The 22,805-nt window shown below is 42.9% G+C and carries 9 protein-coding genes; 8 read left to right on the plus strand and 1 reads right to left on the minus strand.

Going from position 1 to position 22,805, the window contains the following annotated elements; all coding sequences use genetic code 11:
- From rseP to HT714_RS05560, 5 genes are all read left to right on the plus strand, one after another.
- Positions 1–1,260, plus strand: coding sequence for an RIP metalloprotease RseP (rseP, locus tag HT714_RS05540; protein ID WP_173225192.1), 1,260 nt, complete (start codon positions 1–3; stop codon positions 1,258–1,260).
- Between the two features lie 12 nt (positions 1,261–1,272).
- Entirely contained in the window at positions 1,273–3,126 is a 1,854-nt protein-coding gene (locus HT714_RS05545) for a proline--tRNA ligase (protein ID WP_173225195.1), read from the plus strand.
- 98 nt (positions 3,127–3,224) lie between these two features.
- Entirely contained in the window at positions 3,225–4,604 is a 1,380-nt protein-coding gene (bglA, locus tag HT714_RS05550) for a 6-phospho-beta-glucosidase (RefSeq protein ID WP_173225198.1), read from the plus strand.
- Between the two features lie 192 nt (positions 4,605–4,796).
- The gene (glmS, locus tag HT714_RS05555; protein WP_173225203.1) at positions 4,797–6,605 is read left to right on the plus strand and encodes a glutamine--fructose-6-phosphate transaminase (isomerizing); all 1,809 of its coding nucleotides are present in this window, start codon (positions 4,797–4,799) and stop codon (positions 6,603–6,605) included.
- 118 nt (positions 6,606–6,723) lie between these two features.
- The gene (locus HT714_RS05560; RefSeq protein WP_173225206.1) at positions 6,724–7,773 is read left to right on the plus strand and encodes an Atu2307/SP_0267 family LLM class monooxygenase; all 1,050 of its coding nucleotides are present in this window, start codon (positions 6,724–6,726) and stop codon (positions 7,771–7,773) included.
- 245 nt (positions 7,774–8,018) lie between these two features.
- Here HT714_RS05560 and HT714_RS05575 read toward each other — a convergent pair whose 3' ends face one another.
- Positions 8,019–12,143 carry a pullulanase gene (locus HT714_RS05575; RefSeq protein WP_240148102.1) on the minus strand — a complete coding sequence of 1,375 codons (4,125 nt, stop codon included), beginning with the start codon at positions 12,141–12,143 and terminating at the stop codon, positions 8,019–8,021.
- A gap of 579 nt (positions 12,144–12,722) precedes the next feature.
- Here HT714_RS05575 and HT714_RS05580 point away from each other — a divergent pair.
- The 3 genes from HT714_RS05580 (at position 12,723) to rpoC (ending at position 22,600) form a co-directional block, all read left to right on the plus strand.
- Positions 12,723–14,720 (plus strand): thiol-activated cytolysin family protein, encoded by a 1,998-nt coding sequence (locus HT714_RS05580; protein WP_173225209.1) that lies wholly within the window; start codon positions 12,723–12,725, stop codon positions 14,718–14,720.
- Positions 14,721–15,278: 558 nt separating this feature from the next.
- Entirely contained in the window at positions 15,279–18,884 is a 3,606-nt protein-coding gene (rpoB, locus tag HT714_RS05585) for a DNA-directed RNA polymerase subunit beta (protein WP_173225212.1), read from the plus strand.
- Positions 18,885–18,922: 38 nt separating this feature from the next.
- Positions 18,923–22,600, plus strand: a complete 3,678-nt coding sequence (gene rpoC, locus HT714_RS05590) for a DNA-directed RNA polymerase subunit beta' (RefSeq protein WP_173225215.1) — start codon at positions 18,923–18,925, stop codon at positions 22,598–22,600.
- The last annotated feature ends 205 nt before the right edge of the window (positions 22,601–22,805 follow it).

Genomic DNA, 22,805 nt, shown 5'->3' on the forward strand with positions numbered 1-22,805 from the left:
ATGCTCGGAATTTTAACCTTTATTCTGGTTTTTGGGATTATTGTAGTGGTGCACGAGTTCGGACACTTCTACTTTGCCAAGAAATCAGGGATTCTAGTGCGTGAATTTGCCATTGGCATGGGACCCAAGATCTTTGCTCATATTGGCAAGGATGGAACTGCCTATACCATTCGCATCTTGCCTCTGGGAGGCTACGTTCGTATGGCCGGTTGGGGTGATGATACCACTGAAATCAAGACAGGAACTCCTGTCAGTTTGACGCTTACTGATGATGGTAAGGTTAAACGCATCAATCTCTCAGGTAAAAAATTGGATCAAACAGCTCTTCCTATGCAGGTGACCCAATTTGACTTTGAAGACAAGCTCTTTATCAAAGGACTGGTTCTGGAAGAAGAAAAAACATTTGCAGTGGATCACGATGCAACGGTTGTGGAAGCAGATGGTACTGAGGTTCGGATTGCACCTTTAGATGTTCAATATCAAAATGCGACTATCTGGGGGAAACTCATTACTAATTTTGCAGGCCCTATGAATAACTTTATCTTAGGTGTCGTTGTTTTCTGGATTTTAATCTTCATGCAGGGTGGTGTCAGAGATGTTGATACCAATCAGTTCCATGTCATGCCTCAAGGGGCTTTGGCTAAGGTAGGAGTACCAGAAACGGCACAAATTACCAAGATTGGCTCACATGAGATTAGCAACTGGGAAAGTTTGATTCAGGCTGTGGAATCAGAAACCAAAGATAAGACGGCCCCGACCTTGGATGTGACTATTTCTGAAAAGGGTAGTGATAAGCAAGTCACTGTTACTCCTGAAGAAAGTCAAGGCCGTTACCTTCTAGGTGTTCAACCGGGAATTAAGTCAGATTTTCTATCCATGTTTGTAGGTGGTTTTACAACTGCTGCTGACTCGGCCCTCCGAATTCTATCAGCTCTGAAAAATCTGATTTTCCAACCGGATTTGAACAAGCTAGGTGGACCTGTTGCCATCTTTAAGGCAAGTAGTGATGCTGCTAAAAATGGAATTGAGAATGTCTTGTACTTCTTGGCAATGATTTCCATCAATATCGGGATTTTTAATCTGATTCCGATTCCAGCCTTGGATGGTGGTAAGATTGTGCTCAATATCCTAGAAGCCATCCGCCGCAAACCATTAAAACAAGAAATTGAAACCTATGTCACCTTGGCCGGAGTGGTCATCATGGTTGTCTTGATGATTGCTGTGACCTGGAATGACATCATGCGACTCTTTTTTAGATAATCGAGGAATATTATGAAACAAAGTAAAATGCCTATCCCAACGCTTCGCGAAATGCCAAGCGATGCTCAAGTTATCAGCCATGCTCTTATGTTGCGAGCTGGTTATGTTCGTCAAGTCTCAGCAGGTGTTTATTCTTATCTACCACTTGCTAATCGTGTGATTGAAAAAGCTAAAAATATCATGCGCCAAGAATTCGATAAGATTGGTGCCGTTGAGATGTTGGCTCCTGCCCTTCTTAGTGCAGAATTGTGGCGCGAATCAGGTCGTTACGAAACTTATGGTGAAGACCTTTACAAACTAAAAAACCGTGAAAAATCAGACTTCATCCTAGGCCCAACTCACGAAGAAACCTTTACAGCTATTGTCCGTGATTCTGTTAAGTCTTACAAGCAATTGCCACTTAACCTTTATCAAATCCAGCCTAAGTATCGTGATGAAAAACGCCCACGTAATGGACTTCTCCGTACACGTGAGTTTATCATGAAAGATGCTTACAGTTTCCACGCTAATTATGATAGCTTGGACAGTGTTTACGATGAGTACAAGGCTGCTTATGAGCGTATTTTTACTCGTAGTGGTTTAGACTTCAAGGCTATCATCGGTGACGGTGGAGCCATGGGTGGTAAGGACAGCCAAGAATTTATGGCCATCACACCTGCCCGTACAGACCTTGACCGCTGGGTTGTCTTGGACAAGTCAGTTGCCTCATTTGATGAGATTCCTGCAGAAGTGCAAGAAGAAATCAAGGCAGAATTGCTCAAATGGATGGTCTCTGGTGAAGATACCATTGCTTACTCAAGTGAGTCTAGCTATGCAGCTAACTTAGAAATGGCAACAAACGAGTACAAACCAAGCAACCGTGTTGTCGCTGAAGAAGAAGTGACTCGTGTTGCAACGCCAGATGTTAAATCAATTGATGAAGTTGCAGCTTTCCTCAATGTTCCAGAAGAACAAACAATTAAAACTCTCTTTTACATGGCAGATGGTGAGCTTGTTGCGGCCCTTCTAGTTGGAAATGATCAACTCAACGAAGTTAAGTTGAAAAACCATTTGGGAGCAGATTTCTTCGACGTTGCTAGCGAAGAAGAAGTGGCGAATCTTGTTCAAGCAGGTTTTGGTTCACTTGGACCAGTTGGTTTGCCAGAGAATGTTAAAATCATTGCAGACCGTAAGGTGCAAGATGTTCGCAATGCAGTTGTCGGTGCTAACGAAGATGGCTACCACTTGACTGGTGTGAACCCAGGTCGTGATTTTACTGCGGAATATGTGGATATCCGTGAAGTTCGTGAGGGTGAAATTTCTCCAGACGGGCAAGGAGTCCTTAACTTTGCGCGTGGTATCGAAATTGGTCACATCTTTAAACTCGGCACTCGCTATTCAGCAAGCATGGGAGCAGATGTTTTGGATGAAAATGGTCGCGCTGTGCCAATCATCATGGGATGTTACGGTATCGGTGTTAGCCGTCTCCTTTCAGCAGTGATGGAGCAACACGCTCGCCTCTTTGTTAACAAAACGCCAAAAGGTGAATACCGTTACGCTTGGGGAATCAATTTCCCTAAAGAATTGGCGCCATTTGATGTTCACTTGATCACTGTTAATGTCAAGGATGAAGAAGCACAAGCCTTGACAGAAAAGCTTGAAGCAAGCTTGATGGGAGCTGGTTATGAAGTCTTGACAGATGACCGTAACGAACGTGTTGGTGTTAAATTCAGCGATAGCGACTTGATTGGATTGCCAATCCGTATCACTGTTGGGAAGAAAGCAGCCGATGGCATCGTAGAAGTGAAGATTAAAGCGACTGGTGACACCATCGAAGTTCATGCAGATAACGTGCTTGAAACGCTTGAAATTCTCAGCAAGAAATAAAAACTATAATCAGAAGAAAAACAAGGAAAAAATGTAACTAGTTTTTACCTTGTTTTTTCTGTATAATGGGAAAAATGACTAGATAAAGAGGTAAATGTATGCTAAGATTTCCAAAGGATTTTGTCTGGGGATCCTCTACTTCTGGACCACAAACAGAAGGATGTGTAGCTGGTGACGGTAAGGGAGATAATCTCTGGGATTATTGGTACCAAGTGGAGCCAAATCGTTACTATAATGGGATTGGTCCAGATAAGACATCGACTTTTTATGAAAACTGGGAAAAGGATATCGACCTCTTGTTAGAAACTGGTCACACGGCCTTTCGGACTTCTATTCAGTGGTCACGGATTTTTCCACAAGGCTGTGGAAAAGTCAATCCTCAGGGTGTAGACTTTTACCGTAAAGTTTTTGAGGCTATTAAGGCCAAAGGGATTCGTCTTTTAGTCAATCTTTATCATTTTGATTTGCCTTTTGCCCTTCAAGAGGATGGTGATGGTTGGGAAAATAAGGCGATTGTCTCAGCCTATGAAGACTATGCTCGTTTTTGTTTTGAGACTTATGGAGATTTAGTGGATCAATGGATTACATTTAACGAGCCCATCGTTCCAGTAGAATTTGGCTATTTTTACGATGCCCATTATCCACATAAGGTGGATGCAGAGGCAGCCGTTAAAGTAGCTTATCATACACAATTGGCCAGCAGTCGGGCGGTCAAGGTCTGTCATGAAATCTTGCCTGATGCTAAGATTGGGATTGTCTTAAACTTGACACCGGCTTATCCACGTAGTCAGCATCCTGCTGATGTCAAGGCTGCTAATATTGCGGACCTTTTTCAGGCCCAATCTTTCTTAGATCCGTCTGTTTTGGGGACTTATCCACAGGAGTTAGTAGAAATCTTACATGAATACGGTCTCTTGCCTGATGCTACAGAGGAGGAGTTGGATCTCATTCGTGACAATACTGTGGACTTCCTTGGTGTCAACTACTATCAACCTTTGCGTGTTATGGCTCCTCGATTTGCGAAGCATCCAGAGAGTCCACTCTTACCAGAACATTTTTACGAGCCTTATGTGATGCCTGGACGTAAAATCAATCCTCACCGTGGCTGGGAGATTTATGAGCAAGGGATTTATGACATCGCCCAAAATATCAAGGAAAATTATGGCAATATCGAGTGGATGTTGACAGAGAATGGTATGGGTGTTGAAGGGGAAGAAAAATTCCGTCAAGATGGAATGATTCAAGATGATTACCGTATTGACTTTGTAAAAGGTCATCTTCGTGAACTTCACCGTGCTATTGAAGACGGAGCCAATTGTAAGGGCTACTTGATTTGGACCTTTATCGATTGCTGGTCATGGCTCAATAGCTATAAAAATCGCTATGGTTTGGTTGAATTAGACTTGGAAACGCAAGAACGTCGTCTGAAAAAATCAGGGCACTGGTTCAAGGAGCTAAGCGGTAATAATGGATTTTAAAAAAGACTCTGACTGATTGTCCTAATTGGTCAGAGTTTTTTGGTTGCAAAAAAGTTAATTTGAACTATACCAATTTTTACTCTTGACAAGTGAAAGAAACAAGTATATACTGTTTTTGCTGATTCTATAAAAGAGGAATTAGACTATACCAATTTTAAGGAGAAAGCACAGCTGGTCTGTGTCGTATATACTATGTGTGGAATTGTTGGTGTTGTTGGAAACACAAATGCAACTGATATTTTGATTCAAGGGCTTGAAAAGCTCGAATACCGTGGCTATGATTCTGCGGGGATTTTTGTCCTAGGTGGTGCTGAGAACCATTTGGTGAAGGCTGTTGGTCGTATTGCAGAATTGTCTGCCAAGACAGCTGGTGTTGAGGGAACAACTGGGATCGGTCATACTCGTTGGGCAACTCATGGGAAACCAACGGAAGACAATGCTCACCCACACCGCTCTGAGACAGAACGTTTTGTCTTGGTGCACAATGGGGTGATTGAGAACTATCTTGAAATCAAGGAAGAATACCTTGCAGGTCACCACTTTAAAGGGCAAACAGATACGGAAATCGCCGTTCATTTGATTGGAAAATTTGCGGAAGAAGATGGCTTGTCAGTTCTTGAAGCCTTCAAAAAAGCCCTTCATATCATCCGTGGTTCTTATGCCTTTGCCTTGGTTGACTCACAAAATCCTGAAGTCATCTACGTGGCTAAAAATAAATCACCACTTTTGATTGGCCTTGGAGAAGGCTATAACATGGTCTGCTCAGATGCTATGGCTATGATTCGTGAAACCAACCAATACATGGAAATTCATGACCAAGAGTTGGTAATCGTCAAGGCTGATAGTGTGGAAGTTCAAGACTATGATGGAAATCGTCGTGAGCGTGCTAGCTACACTGCTGAACTTGACTTGTCAGATATCGGTAAGGGAACTTACCCTTACTATATGCTTAAGGAAATTGATGAGCAACCAACTGTTATGCGTAAACTCATCCAAGCCTACACAGATGAGGCTGGTCAAGTTGTCGTAGACCCAGCTATCATCCAGGCTGTTCAAGACGCAGACCGTATCTACATCCTTGCAGCTGGGACATCTTACCACGCAGGATTTGCTTCTAAGAAAATGTTGGAAGAATTGACAGATACGCCAGTTGAGCTTGGAATCTCATCTGAGTGGGGCTATGGTATGCCACTTCTTAGCAAGAAACCACTCTTCATCTTTATCAGCCAGTCTGGTGAAACAGCGGATAGCCGTCAGGTTTTGGTCAAGGCTAATGAAATGGGTATCCCAAGCTTGACAGTGACAAATGTCCCAGGTTCAACCCTTTCACGTGAAGCCAATCATACTATGCTCCTTCACGCAGGTCCTGAAATTGCCGTGGCATCAACTAAAGCCTATACAGCGCAAATCGCAGCCCTTGCCTTCCTTGCAAAAGCAGTCGGAGAAGCAAATGGCAATACTAAAGCGCAAGCCTTTGACCTGGTGCATGAGTTGTCAATCGTAGCTCAGTCTATCGAATCAACTCTTTCAGAGAAAGAAACCATTGAAGCCAAGGTTCGTGAGCTACTTGAAACAACTCGTAACGCCTTTTACATCGGACGTGGTCAAGATTACTACGTAGCCATGGAAGCAAGTCTCAAACTTAAAGAGATTTCTTACATCCAGTGTGAAGGGTTTGCGGCAGGAGAACTTAAGCACGGAACTATTGCCTTGATTGAGGATGGAACACCTGTTTTGGCTCTCTTGTCAGACCCAGTTCTTGCCAACCACACTCGTGGAAATATCCAAGAAGTGGCAGCCCGTGGTGCCAAAGTCCTCACTATCGCAGAAGAAAATGTTGCCAAAGATACCGACGACATCGTGCTTACGACTGTCCACCCTTACCTCTCACCAATCTCAATGGTCGTACCAACACAATTGGTCGCTTACTTTGCAACGCTTCATCGTGGTCTCGATGTGGACAAACCACGTAATCTTGCTAAGTCAGTGACGGTAGAATAAGCTAAAAAAGTCTAGTTATCTAGGCTTTTTCTTGTGAGCAAATCGGTTGCTTGTACTTAAGATTCGTGTTAGAATAATTTTTCAAATTGAAGGACAGAGGTAGACAAGGAGAATCACTGTGGTAGAATTGGGAATTTCAACATTTGGGGAAACAACGGAGCTTGAAGGGACTGGGGAAACTTACAGTCATGCCGAACGCATTCGTCAGTTGGTGGCAGAGATTGAACTGGCTGATAAGGTTGGTTTGGATGTGTATGGGATTGGTGAGCACCATCGAGAGGATTTTGCAGTATCAGCCCCAGAGATTGTTCTGGCCGCTGGGGCAGTTAATACCAATAAAATCCGTTTGACCAGTGCAGTCAGCATTCTTTCGAGCATGGATCCGATTCGCTTGTTCCAACAGTATGCCACTATCGATGCTTTGTCAAATGGACGTGCGGAGATTATGGCTGGAAGGGGTTCTTTCACGGAATCTTTTCCCTTGTTTGGATATGATTTGAAAGACTACGAAGCCCTTTTTGATGAGAAATTAGACTTGCTCCAGTTAGTCAATGAGAAGACCAGGATAGACTGGCAAGGGCGATTGACCCAAACAATCTCTGGCAAGGAAGTTTATCCTCGTCCAGTTCAGGACAAATTACCCTTGTGGATAGCGACAGGTGGCCATGTCGAATCAACAGTGAAGATTGCTCAGGCAGGTCTACCGATTGTCTATGCCATTATTGGTGGGAATCCGCGTTATTTTAAAAAGTTGATTCAGGCTTATCGTGAGATTGGTAGCGAAGCGGGTCATACCAGTAATGAGTTAAAGGTTGGGGCTCATTCTTGGGGGTGGATTGCTGAAGATGGCGAGCAGGCTGTGAAAGATTATTTCCATCCGACCAAGCAAGTAGTGGATGCTATTTCCAAAGATCGCCCGCACTGGCAGGAATTGCGTTATGAACAATATTTAGAGCAAGTTGGACCAAATGGCGCCATGTTTGTGGGAAATCCAGATCAGGTGGCAGAAAAATTGATTCGTATGATTGAGGATTTAGGATTGGACCGCTTCATGCTCCATCTACCGCTTGGTTCCATGCCTCATGAACAAGTTCTGAGAGCTATTGAACTCTTCGGCACACAAGTTGCACCCAAAGTACGGACTTATTTTGCCATGAAAGAGGCTTAATAAAAAATCTTAATCAGGCTTATTAGGACGACAAATATTGTACAAAAACTAATCCCCCGAGCTGTAAGGCTTGGGGGATTTTTCTATAGGAGGGCTAGTTTAGTTCTCTTTTTTGTTTTTTAGCAAGAACCCGAGACCTAGAAGGGCAAGGAGGTTGATTCCTGCCAACAGGAGTTTGTTATCGTTGAGCTTCCTGTATTTGGATTAGTTATATCTAGCTATGCAAAGGTTATACAGTAGCAGTTTTAGCTAACCCATTCACCGTTTTCATTGACCAAATAGCCTTCAACTCTTGTATTAACTGCAAGTTTACCTGATGAATCAACATAGTACCATTTGTCAGAAACTTCAAACCATTGATTTTCTTTCATAGCTCCTGATGGATCTAGATAGTACCAAGTATCTCCATCTTTAACCCAACCGGTTGACATAGAACCGTTACTATTTAGGAAGTACCAAACATTGCCATCTTTTACCCAACCAGTTGACATAGAGCCATCATCTTTTAGATAATACCAAGTATCTCCATCTTTGATCCAACCAGTAGCTAGAGAACCGTCTGCTTTATGGAAATACCAGATGCCATTTTCTTGTTTCCAACTAGCTTTAGTTGCCTGATTTGGAGTTTCCGGTTTCTTATTTGTATAAGCTGGAGTATAGGAAGTGACAATAGTTTGAGTAGGCGTAGATGGAAGTGATTGAGTATTATTGTCTTTATGTGGTTGTGAAGCTTGTGAACCAGTTGTAGCTTGGCTAGGTTTATTTTCTGCATCAGCTACTGTTGCAGATGGTTTAGTAGAATCAGGTTTAGCTTCTGGAGCTGGATCTTGATGTGCAGGGTGAGAAGCTTCATTTTGATGTTCAGGCTTGGAAGGGGTTGAGTCTGGTTTCTCTTCTGCAGTTGACTCATGGTTAGTTCCATTTTGAGAGACTCGAAGAACAGTAGCTGTAAGGGCATTCAATTTCAAACCTTTTTCAGTCCATTTAAGCCCTTGAGGGTTGGCAATTCCTACTGGTCCTGCTTGGTTTTCATCTGCCAAAACTTCAGCATTTCTGAGGTGGGCAAAGGCAGTTCCCAAATTAAATTCGCGAGCTTTTTCGTCCGCATTGACAAAGACTGCGTAGATATCACCGTTTGGAGCAGTAATTTGGTAGCCAATTACTACATCCTCTTTTTCTACACCATTTTGACCTGGAACAGTGATGAGGTGGACACGGTCTTTGATATCTTGGAGACTCTTAAGTCGGAAGGCATCTGTAGATTGACGAAGGGCAATCAACCCTTTCATATAGTCACGGCTCTTAACATTTTCAGGATAAGCTTTTCCATCTGTAGCCTTAGTCCAGTCAAACTTGTTGACTGCATCGCTAGAATCGTAAGAGTCATGGATGAAGTAAGGATAGTCAAATGGATTGCCGTCCTTATCACGCAACAAGTGAGATTTGTTTGGTTGTTTGTCCTCTGCTACTGGAGTCTTGTAGGCTGGGTCACGGAATTGTTTAGTACGTCCGTATTCCTGACCAGAGTGGATAAACGGAGTTCCTTGAGCAGTCAAGACCATGAGATTTCCAAGTCGCAAACGACGATGGATTTCAGCATAGTTCTCAGCCTTGCTTGGGTCTTTTTTAATAGACTGAGCGATGATGTCAAAGAGGGTCAAGTTATCATGTGCTGCGATGTATTGGATGACATCTCCAGGACTGTCTGCTTCAAAGTTGGTTGGTTGAGCAATGAGATTTTTAAAGACAGTGTTGATATCACGCTTGCCACCTGTGATAAAGGCAGGTTGACCTTCGTTTGGATAACCAGATTTGAGGTTGTTACGGATGTCATCTGAGAAGACAGCGACAGTATCGGTATGTTTCATCCAATCTTGGTCAGCAGCTTTAGTAGGCATGTTTTCATCGCCAGCATAGGTTCTCCAACCTTCACCAAGCATGATGAGGTTTGGATTGAGGGCGCGTGCAGCCTTGTAAGCTTCTTCGATAGAAGCCGCATCATGGTCTCCCATCATATCGAAGCGGAAGCCATCCACTTTGTAGGTATCAACTAGATATTTGATAGAGTCAACTAGGAGCCGTTTGGTCATATAATGGGTTGTTCCCAAACGTCCACCACCAAAGCTAGTTCGAGGTGTCCCATCAGCATCCATAAAGTGGTAGTAGTTTGGCTCTAAATCTTCAAAGAGATTGACTTTAGCTGTATGGTTATAAACGACATCTAGGATAGCTCCCATGCCACGTTTGTGGATTTCGTTGATGAGGTTTTTAAATTCTGCGATTCGTTTTTCTGGATTCTTAGGATCGCTTGAGTACATACCAGTCAAGGAGAAGTAGTTTTGAGGGTCATATCCCCAGTTGTAGTTGCTGTTGCTTGAAGCATAGTCAGATAAGCGTTCGTGGTTCTTCAACTCATTGACAAAGTAGTAAGACAAGACTGGAAGGAGCTGGATGTGGGTTACACCCAAGTTTTTGAGGTAGTCTAGTTTTTCGATAAAGGCTTCAAAAGTACCAAATGGCTTAGTCAAATCTTTTGCGATGGCAGGATCTGAAGTGAAGTCACGCACATGAGCTTCATAGATGACAGCATCTTCGCGCGATTTGAAGTTGCGAATCTTACCATAAGTCAAGTCTTGAGGTCCTAGTTTAGCTGGGTCTACAAAGGCGGCTTTAGCCACTTTATGGGCATCGTCAATCTTAGCATCGTCACTATTCCAAGCAGCGAGGGATTTAGCGTAAGGATCGAGTGCAAGAACAGTTTTACCTTGACGCTCGATTTGGTATTGATAATAGTAGCCAGTGAAATCTGTGATTCCTAATTTGTTTGTGCTATCTAGAGTTTGTTTCCAAGTTCCTCTTTCCCCTTTTTCAAGAGCGACAGTTCCAACTACTTTTTCAGGGTCATTCTTGTCGTAGACAACAACAGAAACCTTATCAGCACTTGGTGACCAGAGAGTTAAATCAACCTGTTTTCCTTCTTCTTTGAGTTCAGCTCCAAGTTTACCATCATAGCTGTAAGTCTCATCTTTCAGGCGCCAGCTTGTTTTGGTAGTGAATTTGTCAGAGTTGTAGCTAACGGTATAAGGATGTTTTGTGTCAGAGAAATCTCCGCTGTAGGTCACTTTCTTACCAGCTTCATCGATTGCAACATCGGTGATAGTTACTTTGTTTCCTAGGTGATTAGTGATGTTGGAGTGCTTGAGGATATCCTCTTTTTTAGCACCAACAAGTGTTGAAAAACTACTTTCAATGCTAGAAGTGCCTACGTGTTGGGCTCCTGTCATACGGATATCATGGACATAGTATGGATTTGTGTAAATCGATTCGTCATCGTCTTTTAGGAAAATTTGGCTATGATTTTTCAAATCTGTAAACTTATAATCTTCTTTACGGATTTTCACGTCGTCTCCTTGTTTGCTCTCATCTAATAGCAAAAATCCAAATTCTCTCGCAGCTTCATTAAGAGGAATGTCGATATAGCGACCGTATTTACCTGTAGCCGTAAAGTCTGTTCCGTCAGGCCATTGAGCGCTACTTGGATTTTTCACATCTCCCCAGTACCAGAGAGATTTCTTGTCATAGTTGCCATCTGTGCGGTAGTAGTTGACGCGAACAGTTCCTGCAGGTTGTGGTTCGTAAGAGAAAACCTTGTAATCTTGGTCCAACCAAGCCTCATTCATCTTTGGTGCCAGTTTTTCTACAGATTTATCGCCGGTTAGATTTTTTCCAGCTGTATTGTTGATGAGGAAGCTAATTTTCTTAGCTTGTTCTCCCTTTAATTTGACATCTAGGTAGTAGCCGTAGTCGTCTTTTTTAGCATCCTTGAAGGACAAGGCTCCGTTAGGCCAGTTTTCAGAAGGTTTTTCAACATCATCCCAAGTCCAGAGTCCTTGAGCATCCTTGTTTTCTTCAGGAAGTTTTTTGACATGGATACGGAAGTAGTTGTCTTCGATTGGCTCTTCTGCCTTAGTTTCAGTTGCTACTGGACTAGTAGAAGTAGTTGGCTCATTTGAACGATCTTGTCCAGTTTGTGGTGCTGAATCGGCTGGGCTTGCAACAGGAGTTGTTGGATCTGTTGCAGGTTTTTCTTCTGCTTTCTCTAGGGAAGCGTTTGCATTTTCGAGTGAAGAAATATCACTTTCCTTCTTACCAGAGCCAGCTGCTGTATCAGTAAGAGGTTGGGCAAGGATGGTTGTATTTCCGTTGCTGGGTTCGTTAGTGGTTGTTGTACTTTCGTCGGCTGAGATAGTTGGCGTAGCCATAGCAAGTAGGACAAGGCTTGCGCCGATAAGGACAGAACCAGTTCCATTCTTGAGGGAACGGATGCTGTAGACCATTTTTTTCTCAGTTTGAGCTGGTGTTTTTCTCATAATGATTCTCCAATCAATAAATTTCTATATCAGTATAGCATGTAGTAAAACAATATGCAAGCGTTTTCTTTGGTTTGTAAAAGAAATTCTTACTTTTGAGAAGTTTTCCGTATTATTTTATATATCAGTATAAATAATGGAAATAATACTCAATGAAAATCAAAGAGCAAACTAGGAAACTAGCCGCAGGCTGTACTTGAGTACGGCAAGGCGACGTTGACGTGGTTTGAAGAGATTTTCGAATAGTATAAAAATGTCACATAAGACAAGCCGTATTATTAGGAAGATGATGTGTTCCCAGCTATTTTTATTCAGAAATTGCTCTCTAATATTTCTTTAAAAAGTTCATCTAGCGAAACTATAAATAGGAAGAGAAAAAGCTGGCGCTTCTCAAGTTTTATCTAGTTTCCAAACTATAGTATTTACTGGAAATCTAAAGAAAATATCAGAAAAATTCAGCAAACGTTTTCTTCTTATTTTCTTGACTTTTTTGCTGATTTGTGCTTGACTTTTACTTGAAATTTGATAAACTATAGACAAATAGGAAAACGTATTCATTTAAAAACGGAGGAATAAGGAATGAATCAAGAAAAACGTTTGCATCGCTTTGTCAAAAAGTGTGGACTCGGTGTGTGTAGTGCTGTTGTTGCGGCCTTTTTATTGAGCGCTCAGGGAGTAGCTTTGGCTACAGAGCAAGGGAATCGTCCAGTTGAGACAGAAAACATCGCTCGTGGAAAACAAGCTAGTCAAAGTTCTACTGCTTATGGAGGAGCTGCTACACGAGCAGTGGACGGTAATGTTGACAGTGATTACGGGCACCATTCTGTAACACACACAAACTTTGAAGACAATGCTTGGTGGCAAGTTGATCTTGGAAAAACAGAGAATGTTGGAAAAGTTAAACTTTACAATCGTGGAGATGGGAATGTAGCTAATCGTCTTTCCAATTTTGATGTTGTTTTGTTAAATGAAGCAAAACAAGAAGTTGCTCGTCAACACTTTGATAGTTTGAATGGGAAGGCAGAACTTGAAGTTTTCTTCACCGCCAAAGGCGCTCGTTATGTAAAAGTGGAGTTGAAAACTAAAAATACCCCATTGAGCTTGGCAGAAGTGGAAGTATTCCGTTCAGCAACAACTCAAGTTGGACAGGATAGAACTGCACCAGTAGTAAATCAAAAATCAGCATTGAAAGACTACCTTTTTGGCTTAACTTATAATCCTTTGGATATTTTAACTCGCAAAGGAGAAACATTAGAAAATCGCTACAACACAAGTGCTAAGGAACAAAATGGAGAGTTTGTCGTTGTAGAAAAAATCAAGAAAACCCTCTCTACAGGCACAGCAGATGTTTCCATCAATGGAAATCAAAATGTCTTCCTAGGTGGCTTGTATAAGGCAAACCAAAATCTGCTAGAAAATCAGCCAGAATTGATTAGTCTTGCCCGTGCAAAGGGGACAGTCAGCGTCGATTTACCTGGTATGATTCAGTCTGACAGCCGAATTGAAGCAGATCCTACAACTAGTGGTATGCAGTCTGCGATGAATACCTTGGTTGAAAGATGGACAAAGAATTACTCATCTAGCCATTCCGTTCCTGCCCGTGTTCAGTATGAATCAACTACAGCCTATAGCATGAATCAATTGAAAGCAAAATTTGGTGCAGACTTTGAAAAAGCAGGTGCACCGCTCAAGATTGACTTTGAGGCTGTGCAAAAGGGTGAAAAGCAAATTGAAGTTGTAAACTTTAAACAAATCTACTATACAGCGACATTTGATGCACCGACCAATCCAGCGGCTGTATTTGACAAGAGTGTGACACCTGAAGATTTAAAACAGAGAGGCGTTGATTCACAAACTCCACCTGTATATGTATCAAACGTTTCTTACGGACGTCAAATCTATGTTAAGTTTGAGTCAACAAGTAAGTCTACTGAATTAAAAGCAGCTATCAATGCGGTTATCAAAGGCGCAACAATTGCTCCAAATTCTGAATGGAGCCGTCTATTGAAGAATACTTCTGTAACAGCGGTAATTGTAGGAGGTAATGCTAGCGGTGCCGCCAAAGTTGTCACAGGAACAGTCGAAAACTTGAAGGAACTCATCAGAGAAGGAGCTAACTTTAGCGCTCAAAGTCCAGCTGTGCCAATCTCATATAAGACTGCCTTCCTAAAAGATAATGCCCAAGCAACTTTACAAAATAGTACAGACTATATCGAAACGAAGGTTACTTCTTACAAAAATGGTTTCTTGAAACTTCATCATAAGGGTGCTTATGTTGCGCGTTACTACATCTATTGGGATGAAATTACATATGATGAACAAGGAAATCCAGAAATTCGTTCACGTCAATGGGAAGATAACGGAAAAAACAGAACTTCAGGCTTCCAAACAGAGATTCAATTTAAAGGAAATGTCCGTAATCTTCGTATCAAGGTTCAAGAAAAGACGGGTCTTGTATGGGAACCATGGCGTACAGTTTACAACCGCACAGACTTACCACTAGTACAACAGCGTACAATTACACATTGGGGAACAACTCTAAACCCTAAAGTTGATGAAAAAATTGTGAATGAGTAACGATTTGATTTACTTGATTCGATAGTAAACAGTGAAGAGGAGGAACTTCGATTTTTCCTCTTTTATGATTGACTTTTGAGAGAATGAAAAGGGTAACTTCTATAGCAGATTGAAACTAGAATAGTACGTTGTTGCTATTAAAACATTTTCAAACGTCTCAGACTTAATTCCACCATAAAAATCCGTTTTAGACTAATTTCCACTTCGGTTAGGTAAGTAGAAGTTACTTTGAGAAGTTACCTACGAAAAAAAATTACCAAAAATCTACAGAATCCCTTGAAAAATCTAGCTAAATAGGGTATAATATGAATAATCATTTGTCGTAGGTTTTGTCTGAAATATTGTCCAGACAAGGCTCACAGCAGTTAAATCTTCTGAAAAAGTCAGATTTAGCTGCTCTTTTTGTGCTTTTTTTCAGGATTTCGAGCGGTTGTAACAAAGACTTAAAGATTCTGAAAATTCATCAAAGGGACACGGTGATAAGGGTTTTACAACCATATGACGATTAGAAAAGCCTAATTGACAAGGCTTGGAACTTATTTACAAAGGAGAATCATCTTGGCAGGACATGACGTTCAATACGGGAAACATCGTACCCGTCGTAGTTTTTCAAGAATCAAAGAAGTTCTTGACTTACCAAATTTGATTGAAATTCAAACTGACTCATTCAAAGATTTCCTAGACCATGGTCTTAAGGAAGTGTTTGAAGATGTATTGCCAATTTCAAACTTCACAGACACAATGGAGTTGGAATTTGTTGGATATGAAATCAAGGAACCAAAATACACGCTAGAAGAAGCTCGTATCCACGATGCTAGCTACTCAGCACCAATTTTTGTAACCTTCCGCTTGATCAATAAAGAAACAGGCGAAATCAAGACCCAAGAAGTTTTCTTTGGTGATTTCCCAATCATGACAGAAATGGGTACTTTTATCATCAATGGTGGTGAACGTATCATCGTATCTCAGTTGGTCCGCTCACCAGGTGTTTACTTTAACGACAAAGTTGATAAAAACGGTAAAGTGGGATATGGTTCAACTGTTATCCCTAACCGTGGAGCTTGGTTGGAGCTTGAAAGCGACTCAAAAGACATCGCCTACACTCGTATCGACCGTACTCGTAAGATTCCATTTACGACCTTGGTTCGTGCCCTTGGTTTCTCAGGTGATGATGAAATCTTTGATATCTTTGGTGACAGCGAATTGGTTCGCAACACTGTTGAAAAAGATATCCACAAGAACCCAATGGACTCTCGTACCGACGAAGCTTTGAAAGAAATCTACGAACGCCTCCGTCCAGGTGAGCCTAAGACTGCTGAAAGCTCACGTAGCTTGCTTGTAGCTCGCTTCTTTGACCCACGTCGCTATGACTTGGCAGCAGTTGGTCGTTACAAAATCAATAAAAAACTCAATGTTAAAACACGTTTGCTCAACCAAACCATTGCTGAGCCATTGGTAGACCCTGAAACAGGAGAAATCTTGGTAGAAGCTGGTACAATCATGACTCGTAGCGTGATTGAAAGTATTGAAAGCCATTTGGATGGTGACTTGAACAAGATTGTTTACATTCCGAATGATGCAGCGGTTGTGACTGAGCCAGTTGTTCTTCAAAAATTCAAGGTTGTTGCACCAACTGATCCAGACCGTGTTGTAACCATCATTGGTAATGCTAATCCAGATGACAAGGTTCGTATCGTCACTCCTGCTGATATCCTTGCTGAGATGAGCTACTTCCTCAACTTGGCTGAAGGCCTTGGCCGTGTAGATGACATCGACCACCTTGGAAACCGTCGTATCCGTGCGGTTGGTGAATTGCTTGCCAACCAAGTACGTTTGGGACTTTCTCGTATGGAACGTAATGTCCGTGAACGTATGTCTGTTCAAGACAACGAAGTCTTGACACCACAACAAATCATCAACATCCGTCCTGTAACAGCTGCGGTTAAAGAATTCTTTGGTTCATCACAGTTGTCACAGTTCATGGACCAACACAATCCGCTTTCTGAGTTGTCTCACAAACGCCGTTTGTCAGCCTTGGGACCTGGTGGTTTGACACGTGACCGTGCTGGATATGAAGTACGTGACGTGCACTACACTCACTACGGTCGTATGTGTCCAATCGAGACACCTGAAGGACCTAACATCGGTTTGATTAACAACTTGTCATCTTACGGACATTTGAACAAGTATGGTTTTGTTCAAACACCATACCGTAAAGTTGACCGTGAAACAGGTGTTGTTACCAACGAAATCGTTTGGTTGACAGCCGATGAAGAAGATGAATTTACTGTAGCACAGGCTAATTCTCGTCTGAATGAAGATGGAACATTTGCTGAGAAGATTGTCATGGGACGTCACCAAGGGGTTAACCAAGAGTATCCAGCTAATATTGTTGACTACATGGACGTTTCACCAAAACAGGTAGTTGCCGTTGCGACAGCATGTATTCCTTTCTTGGAAAACGATGACTCCAACCGTGCCCTCATGGGAGCCAACATGCAACGTCAGGCTGTGCCATTGATCAATCCTCAAGCACCTTACGTTGGTACTGGTATGGAATACCAAGCAGCCCACGATTCAGGAGCTGCTGTGATTGCTCAGTATGATGGTAAAGTTACTTACGCAGATGCTGACAAGGTAGAAGTTCGTCGTGAAGATGGTTCATTGGACGTTTACCACATCCAAAAATTCCGTCGTTCAAACTCAGGTACTGCCTACAACCAACGTACGCTTGTTAAAGTTGGCGATGTCGTTGAAAAAGGCGATTTTATCGCTGACGGACCTTCTATGGAAAATGGAGAAATGGCGCTTGGACAAAACCCAATCGTTGCCTACATGACTTGGGAAGGTTACAACTTCGAGGATGCTGTTATCATGAGCGAACGCTTGGTCAAAGACGATGTCTATACATCTGTTCACCTTGAAGAATACGAATCAGAAACACGCGATACAAAGCTTGGGCCTGAAGAAATTACTCGTGAAATTCCAAACGTTGGTGAAGATGCCCTTAAAGACCTTGACGAAATGGGTATTATCCGTATCGGTGCTGAGGTTAAAGAAGGTGATATCCTTGTAGGTAAAGTAACACCTAAGGGTGAGAAAGACCTTTCAGCTGAAGAACGTCTCTTGCACGCTATCTTCGGTGACAAGTCTCGTGAAGTTCGTGATACTTCTCTTCGTGTACCACACGGTGCCGATGGTGTCGTTCGTGATGTTAAGATCTTTACACGTGCAAATGGAGATGAGTTGCAATCAGGTGTTAACATGCTGGTTCGTGTCTACATCGCTCAAAAACGTAAGATCAAGGTCGGAGATAAGATGGCCGGACGTCACGGAAACAAAGGGGTTGTCTCTCGTATCGTTCCTGTAGAAGACATGCCTTATCTTCCAGACGGAACTCCAGTCGACATCATGTTGAACCCACTTGGGGTGCCATCACGTATGAATATCGGTCAGGTTATGGAGCTCCACCTTGGTATGGCGGCTCGTACTCTTGGTATTCACATCGCAACACCAGTCTTTGACGGAGCAAGTTCTGAAGACCTTTGGTCAACTGTTAAAGAAGCTGGTATGGATAGCGATGCCAAGACAATCCTTTACGATGGACGTACTGGTGAACCATTTGATAACCGTGTGTCAGTTGGTGTCATGTACATGATCAAACTCCACCACATGGTTGATGATAAATTGCACGCACGTTCAGTCGGGCCATACTCAACCGTTACTCAACAACCACTCGGAGGTAAAGCTCAGTTTGGTGGACAACGTTTTGGTGAGATGGAGGTTTGGGCTCTTGAAGCCTATGGTGCGTCAAATGTCCTTCAAGAAATCTTGACTTACAAGTCTGACGATATTAACGGACGTTTGAAAGCTTATGAAGCTATTACAAAAGGAAAACCAATTCCAAAACCAGGTGTTCCAGAATCCTTCCGAGTTCTTGTCAAAGAATTGCAATCTCTTGGTCTTGACATGCGTGTCCTAGACGAAGATGACCAAGAAGTGGAACTTCGCGACTTGGATGAAGGAATGGACGAAGATGTCATCCACGTAGATGACCTTGAAAAAGCCCGCGAAAAAGCAGCCCAAGAGGCTAAAGCAGCCTTTGAAGCTGAAGAAGCTGAGAAAGCAACAAAAGCGGAAGCAACAGAAGAAGCTGCTGAATAAGAATAAGCAGTTCACTTAGAATAGAAAGGGAAGAAATAGTGGTTGATGTAAATCGTTTTAAAAGTATGCAAATCACCCTAGCTTCTCCAAGTAAAGTCCGTTCATGGTCTTATGGAGAAGTCAAAAAACCTGAAACAATCAATTACCGTACCTTGAAACCAGAACGTGAAGGACTCTTTGATGAAGTTATCTTTGGTCCTACAAAAGACTGGGAATGTGCTTGTGGTAAGTACAAACGCATTCGTTACAGAGGAATTGTTTGTGACCGCTGTGGGGTTGAAGTAACGCGTACGAAAGTTCGTCGTGAGCGTATGGGGCACATTGAGTTGAAAGCTCCTGTATCTCACATCTGGTACTTCAAGGGGATTCCAAGCCGTATGGGCTTGACCCTTGATATGAGCCCTCGTGCCCTCGAGGAAGTTATCTACTTTGCGGCTTATGTGGTGATTGATCCTAAGGATACACCACTTGAGCACAAGTCTATCATGACAGAGCGCGAATACCGTGAGCGCTTGCGTGAGTATGGTTATGGATCATTCGTTGCCAAGATGGGTGCCGAAGCCATTCAAGACCTTTTGAAACAAGTAGATCTTGAAAAAGAAATTGCTGAACTCAAAGAAGAGTTAAAAACAGCTACTGGACAAAAACGTGTCAAAGCCATCCGTCGTTTGGATGTTTTGGATGCCTTTTATAAGTCTGGAAACAAACCTGAATGGATGATTCTCAACATCCTTCCGGTTATTCCACCAGATCTTCGTCCAATGTTGCAGTTGGATGGTGGCCGTTTTGCCTCATCTGACTTGAACGACCTTTACCGCCGTGTTATCAACCGTAACAACCGTTTGGCTCGTTTGCTTGAGTTGAATGCACCAGGTATCATCGTTCAAAATGAGAAGCGTATGCTTCAAGAGGCGGTTGACGCTTTGATTGACAATGGTCGTCGTGGTCGTCCAATCACAGGACCAGGTAGCCGTCCATTGAAATCATTGAGCCACATGCTTAAAGGTAAACAAGGACGCTTCCGTCAAAACTTGCTCGGTAAACGTGTTGACTTCTCAGGACGTTCAGTTATCGCCGTTGGTCCAACTCTTAAGATGTACCAATGTGGTGTGCCACGTGAAATGGCGATTGAACTCTTTAAACCATTTGTCATGCGTGAAATCGTTGCCCGTGATATCGTGCAAAACGTCAAAGCAGCTAAACGCTTGGTGGAACGCGGAGATGAGCGTATCTGGGATATCCTTGAAGAAGTGATTAAAGAACACCCAGTGCTTTTGAACCGCGCACCGACCCTTCACCGTTTGGGTATCCAAGCCTTCGAGCCAGTCTTGATTGATGGTAAGGCCCTTCGCTTGCACCCACTTGTCTGTGAAGCCTACAATGCCGACTTTGACGGGGACCAAATGGCCATCCACGTACCGCTTTCAGAAGAAGCCCAAGCAGAAGCTCGTATCCTCATGCTCGCTGCTGAGCATATCTTGAACCCGAAAGATGGTAAACCAGTTGTTACACCATCTCAGGACATGGTTTTGGGTAACTACTACTTGACCATGGAAGAAGCTGGCCGTGAAGGTGAAGGAATGGTCTTCAAAGACCGTGACGAAGCGGTTATGGCTTACCGTAATGGTTATGTTCACCTTCACTCACGTGTTGGTATCGCAACAGACAGCCTCAACAAGCCTTGGACAGAAGAGCAAAAACATAAAGTCTTGCTTACAACAGTTGGTAAAATCCTCTTCAACGACATCATGCCAGAGGGTCTACCATACTTGCAAGAACCAAACAATGCCAACTTGACAGAAGGCGTTCCAGCTAAATATTTCTTGCCACTTGGTGGAGATATCAAGGAAGCAATCAGCAATCTTGAACTTAACCCCCCATTCAAGAAGAAAAACCTTGGAAATATCATCGCTGAAATCTTCAAACGTTTCCGTACGACAGAAACTTCTGCCCTACTTGACCGCATGAAGAACCTCGGTTACCACCATTCAACTCTTGCAGGATTGACAGTGGGTATTGCCGATATCCCAGTCGTTGATGACAAGGCTGAAATCATTGAAGAATCACACAAACGTGTCGAACAAATCACAAAACAATTCCGTCGTGGTATGATCACAGACGACGAGCGTTACAATGCCGTTACAGCTGAATGGCGTGCTGCTCGTGAAAAACTTGAGAAACGCTTGATTGCCAACCAAGATCCTAAGAACCCAATCGTTATGATGATGGACTCAGGAGCCCGTGGTAACATCTCAAACTTCTCACAGCTTGCCGGTATGCGTGGTCTGATGGCTGCTCCGAACGGACGTATCATGGAATTGCCAATCCTTTCAAACTTCCGCGAAGGTTTGTCGGTACTCGAAATGTTCTTCTCAACTCACGGTGCCCGTAAAGGTATGACTGATACGGCCCTTAAGACAGCCGACTCAGGTTACTTGACTCGTCGTTTGGTTGACGTTGCCCAAGACGTTATCATCCGTGAGGATGACTGTGGAACAGACCGTGGTCTCTTGATCCGTTCTATCGCAGAAGGAAAAGAAATGATCGAGTCACTCGAAGAGCGTCTCAATGGTCGTTACACTAAGAAAACTGTTAAACATCCAGAAACTGGTGCAGTAATCATTGGTCCAAATGAGTTGATTACAGAAGACAAGGCGCGTGAAATTGTCAATGCTGGTGTAGAAGAAGTTACTATCCGCTCTGTATTTACATGTAACACTCGTCATGGTGTCTGCCGTCACTGTTACGGTATCAACTTGGCGACTGGTGATGCGGTTGAAGTTGGTGAAGCAGTTGGTACAATCGCTGCCCAATCTATCGGGGAACCTGGTACACAGCTGACAATGCGTACCTTCCACACGGGTGGGGTTGCCTCAAATACCGATATCACTCAGGGTCTTCCTCGTGTCCAAGAAATCTTTGAAGCCCGCAATCCTAAAGGGGAAGCGGTTATCACAGAGGTTAAAGGACAAGTTACCGCTATCGAAGAAGATGCATCAACTCGTACTAAGAAAGTCTTTGTTAAGGGTGAAACTGGCGAAGGTGAATATGTCGTTCCATTTACAGCTCGTATGCGTGTAGAAGTTGGAGACCAAGTAGCGCGTGGTGCTGCTCTTACAGAAGGTTCTATCCAACCAAAACGTCTCCTTGCAGTTCGTGATGTCTTGTCAGTTGAAACTTACCTTCTCGGTGAAGTACAAAAAGTTTACCGTAGCCAAGGGGTAGAAATCGGTGACAAACACATCGAGGTAATGGTTCGTCAAATGATTCGTAAAGTCCGTGTCATGGATCCAGGAGATACAGACCTTCTCATGGGTACCCTTATGGATATCAATGACTTTACAGATGCCAACAAAGATGTCCTTATCGCAGGTGGAGTTCCAGCGACTGGTCGTCCAGTCCTTATGGGAATTACCAAAGCCTCACTTGAAACCAACAGTTTCTTGTCAGCGGCTTCCTTCCAGGAAACAACTCGTGTCCTTACTGACGCGGCTATCCGTGGTAAGAAAGACCATCTCCTTGGACTCAAGGAAAATGTTATCATCGGTAAGATTATCCCAGCAGGTACTGGTATGGCCCGTTACCGTAACCTTGAACCACATGCTGTCAACGAAGAAGAATACCTTAATCCTTCAGTAGAGGAAGAAGGGAATGAAGAAACAACAGAAGTAGTTGTGGATACTGCCGTTGAAACTGTGGAAGAAACAGTAGAATAAAAGAGAATGAGAGAGCCTTCGGGTTCTCTTTCTCTTTTCTGAAAATTTTCTCCATTTTTCCATGAAATGTGGTAAAATAATACTCAATGAAAATCAAAGAGCAAACTAGGAAACTAGCCGCAGGTTGCTCAAAGCACTGCTTTGAGGTTGTAGATAGAACTGACGAAGTCAGCTCAAAGCATTGCTTTGAGGTTGTGGATAGAAC

It is taken from the genome of Streptococcus sp. 3705 (genome assembly GCF_013277145.1).
Lineage (GTDB): Bacteria > Bacillota > Bacilli > Lactobacillales > Streptococcaceae > Streptococcus.

Coding starts and splice junctions, on each gene's coding strand:
- rseP (WP_173225192.1), top strand. CDS start 1: ATGCTCGGAATTTTAACCTTTATTCTGGTTTTTGGGATTATTGTAGTG.
- HT714_RS05545 (WP_173225195.1), top strand. CDS start 1,273: ATGAAACAAAGTAAAATGCCTATCCCAACGCTTCGCGAAATGCCAAGC.
- bglA (WP_173225198.1), top strand. CDS start 3,225: ATGCTAAGATTTCCAAAGGATTTTGTCTGGGGATCCTCTACTTCTGGA.
- glmS (WP_173225203.1), top strand. CDS start 4,797: ATGTGTGGAATTGTTGGTGTTGTTGGAAACACAAATGCAACTGATATT.
- HT714_RS05575 (WP_240148102.1), bottom strand. CDS start 12,143: ATGAGAAAAACACCAGCTCAAACTGAGAAAAAAATGGTCTACAGCATC.
- HT714_RS05580 (WP_173225209.1), top strand. CDS start 12,723: ATGAATCAAGAAAAACGTTTGCATCGCTTTGTCAAAAAGTGTGGACTC.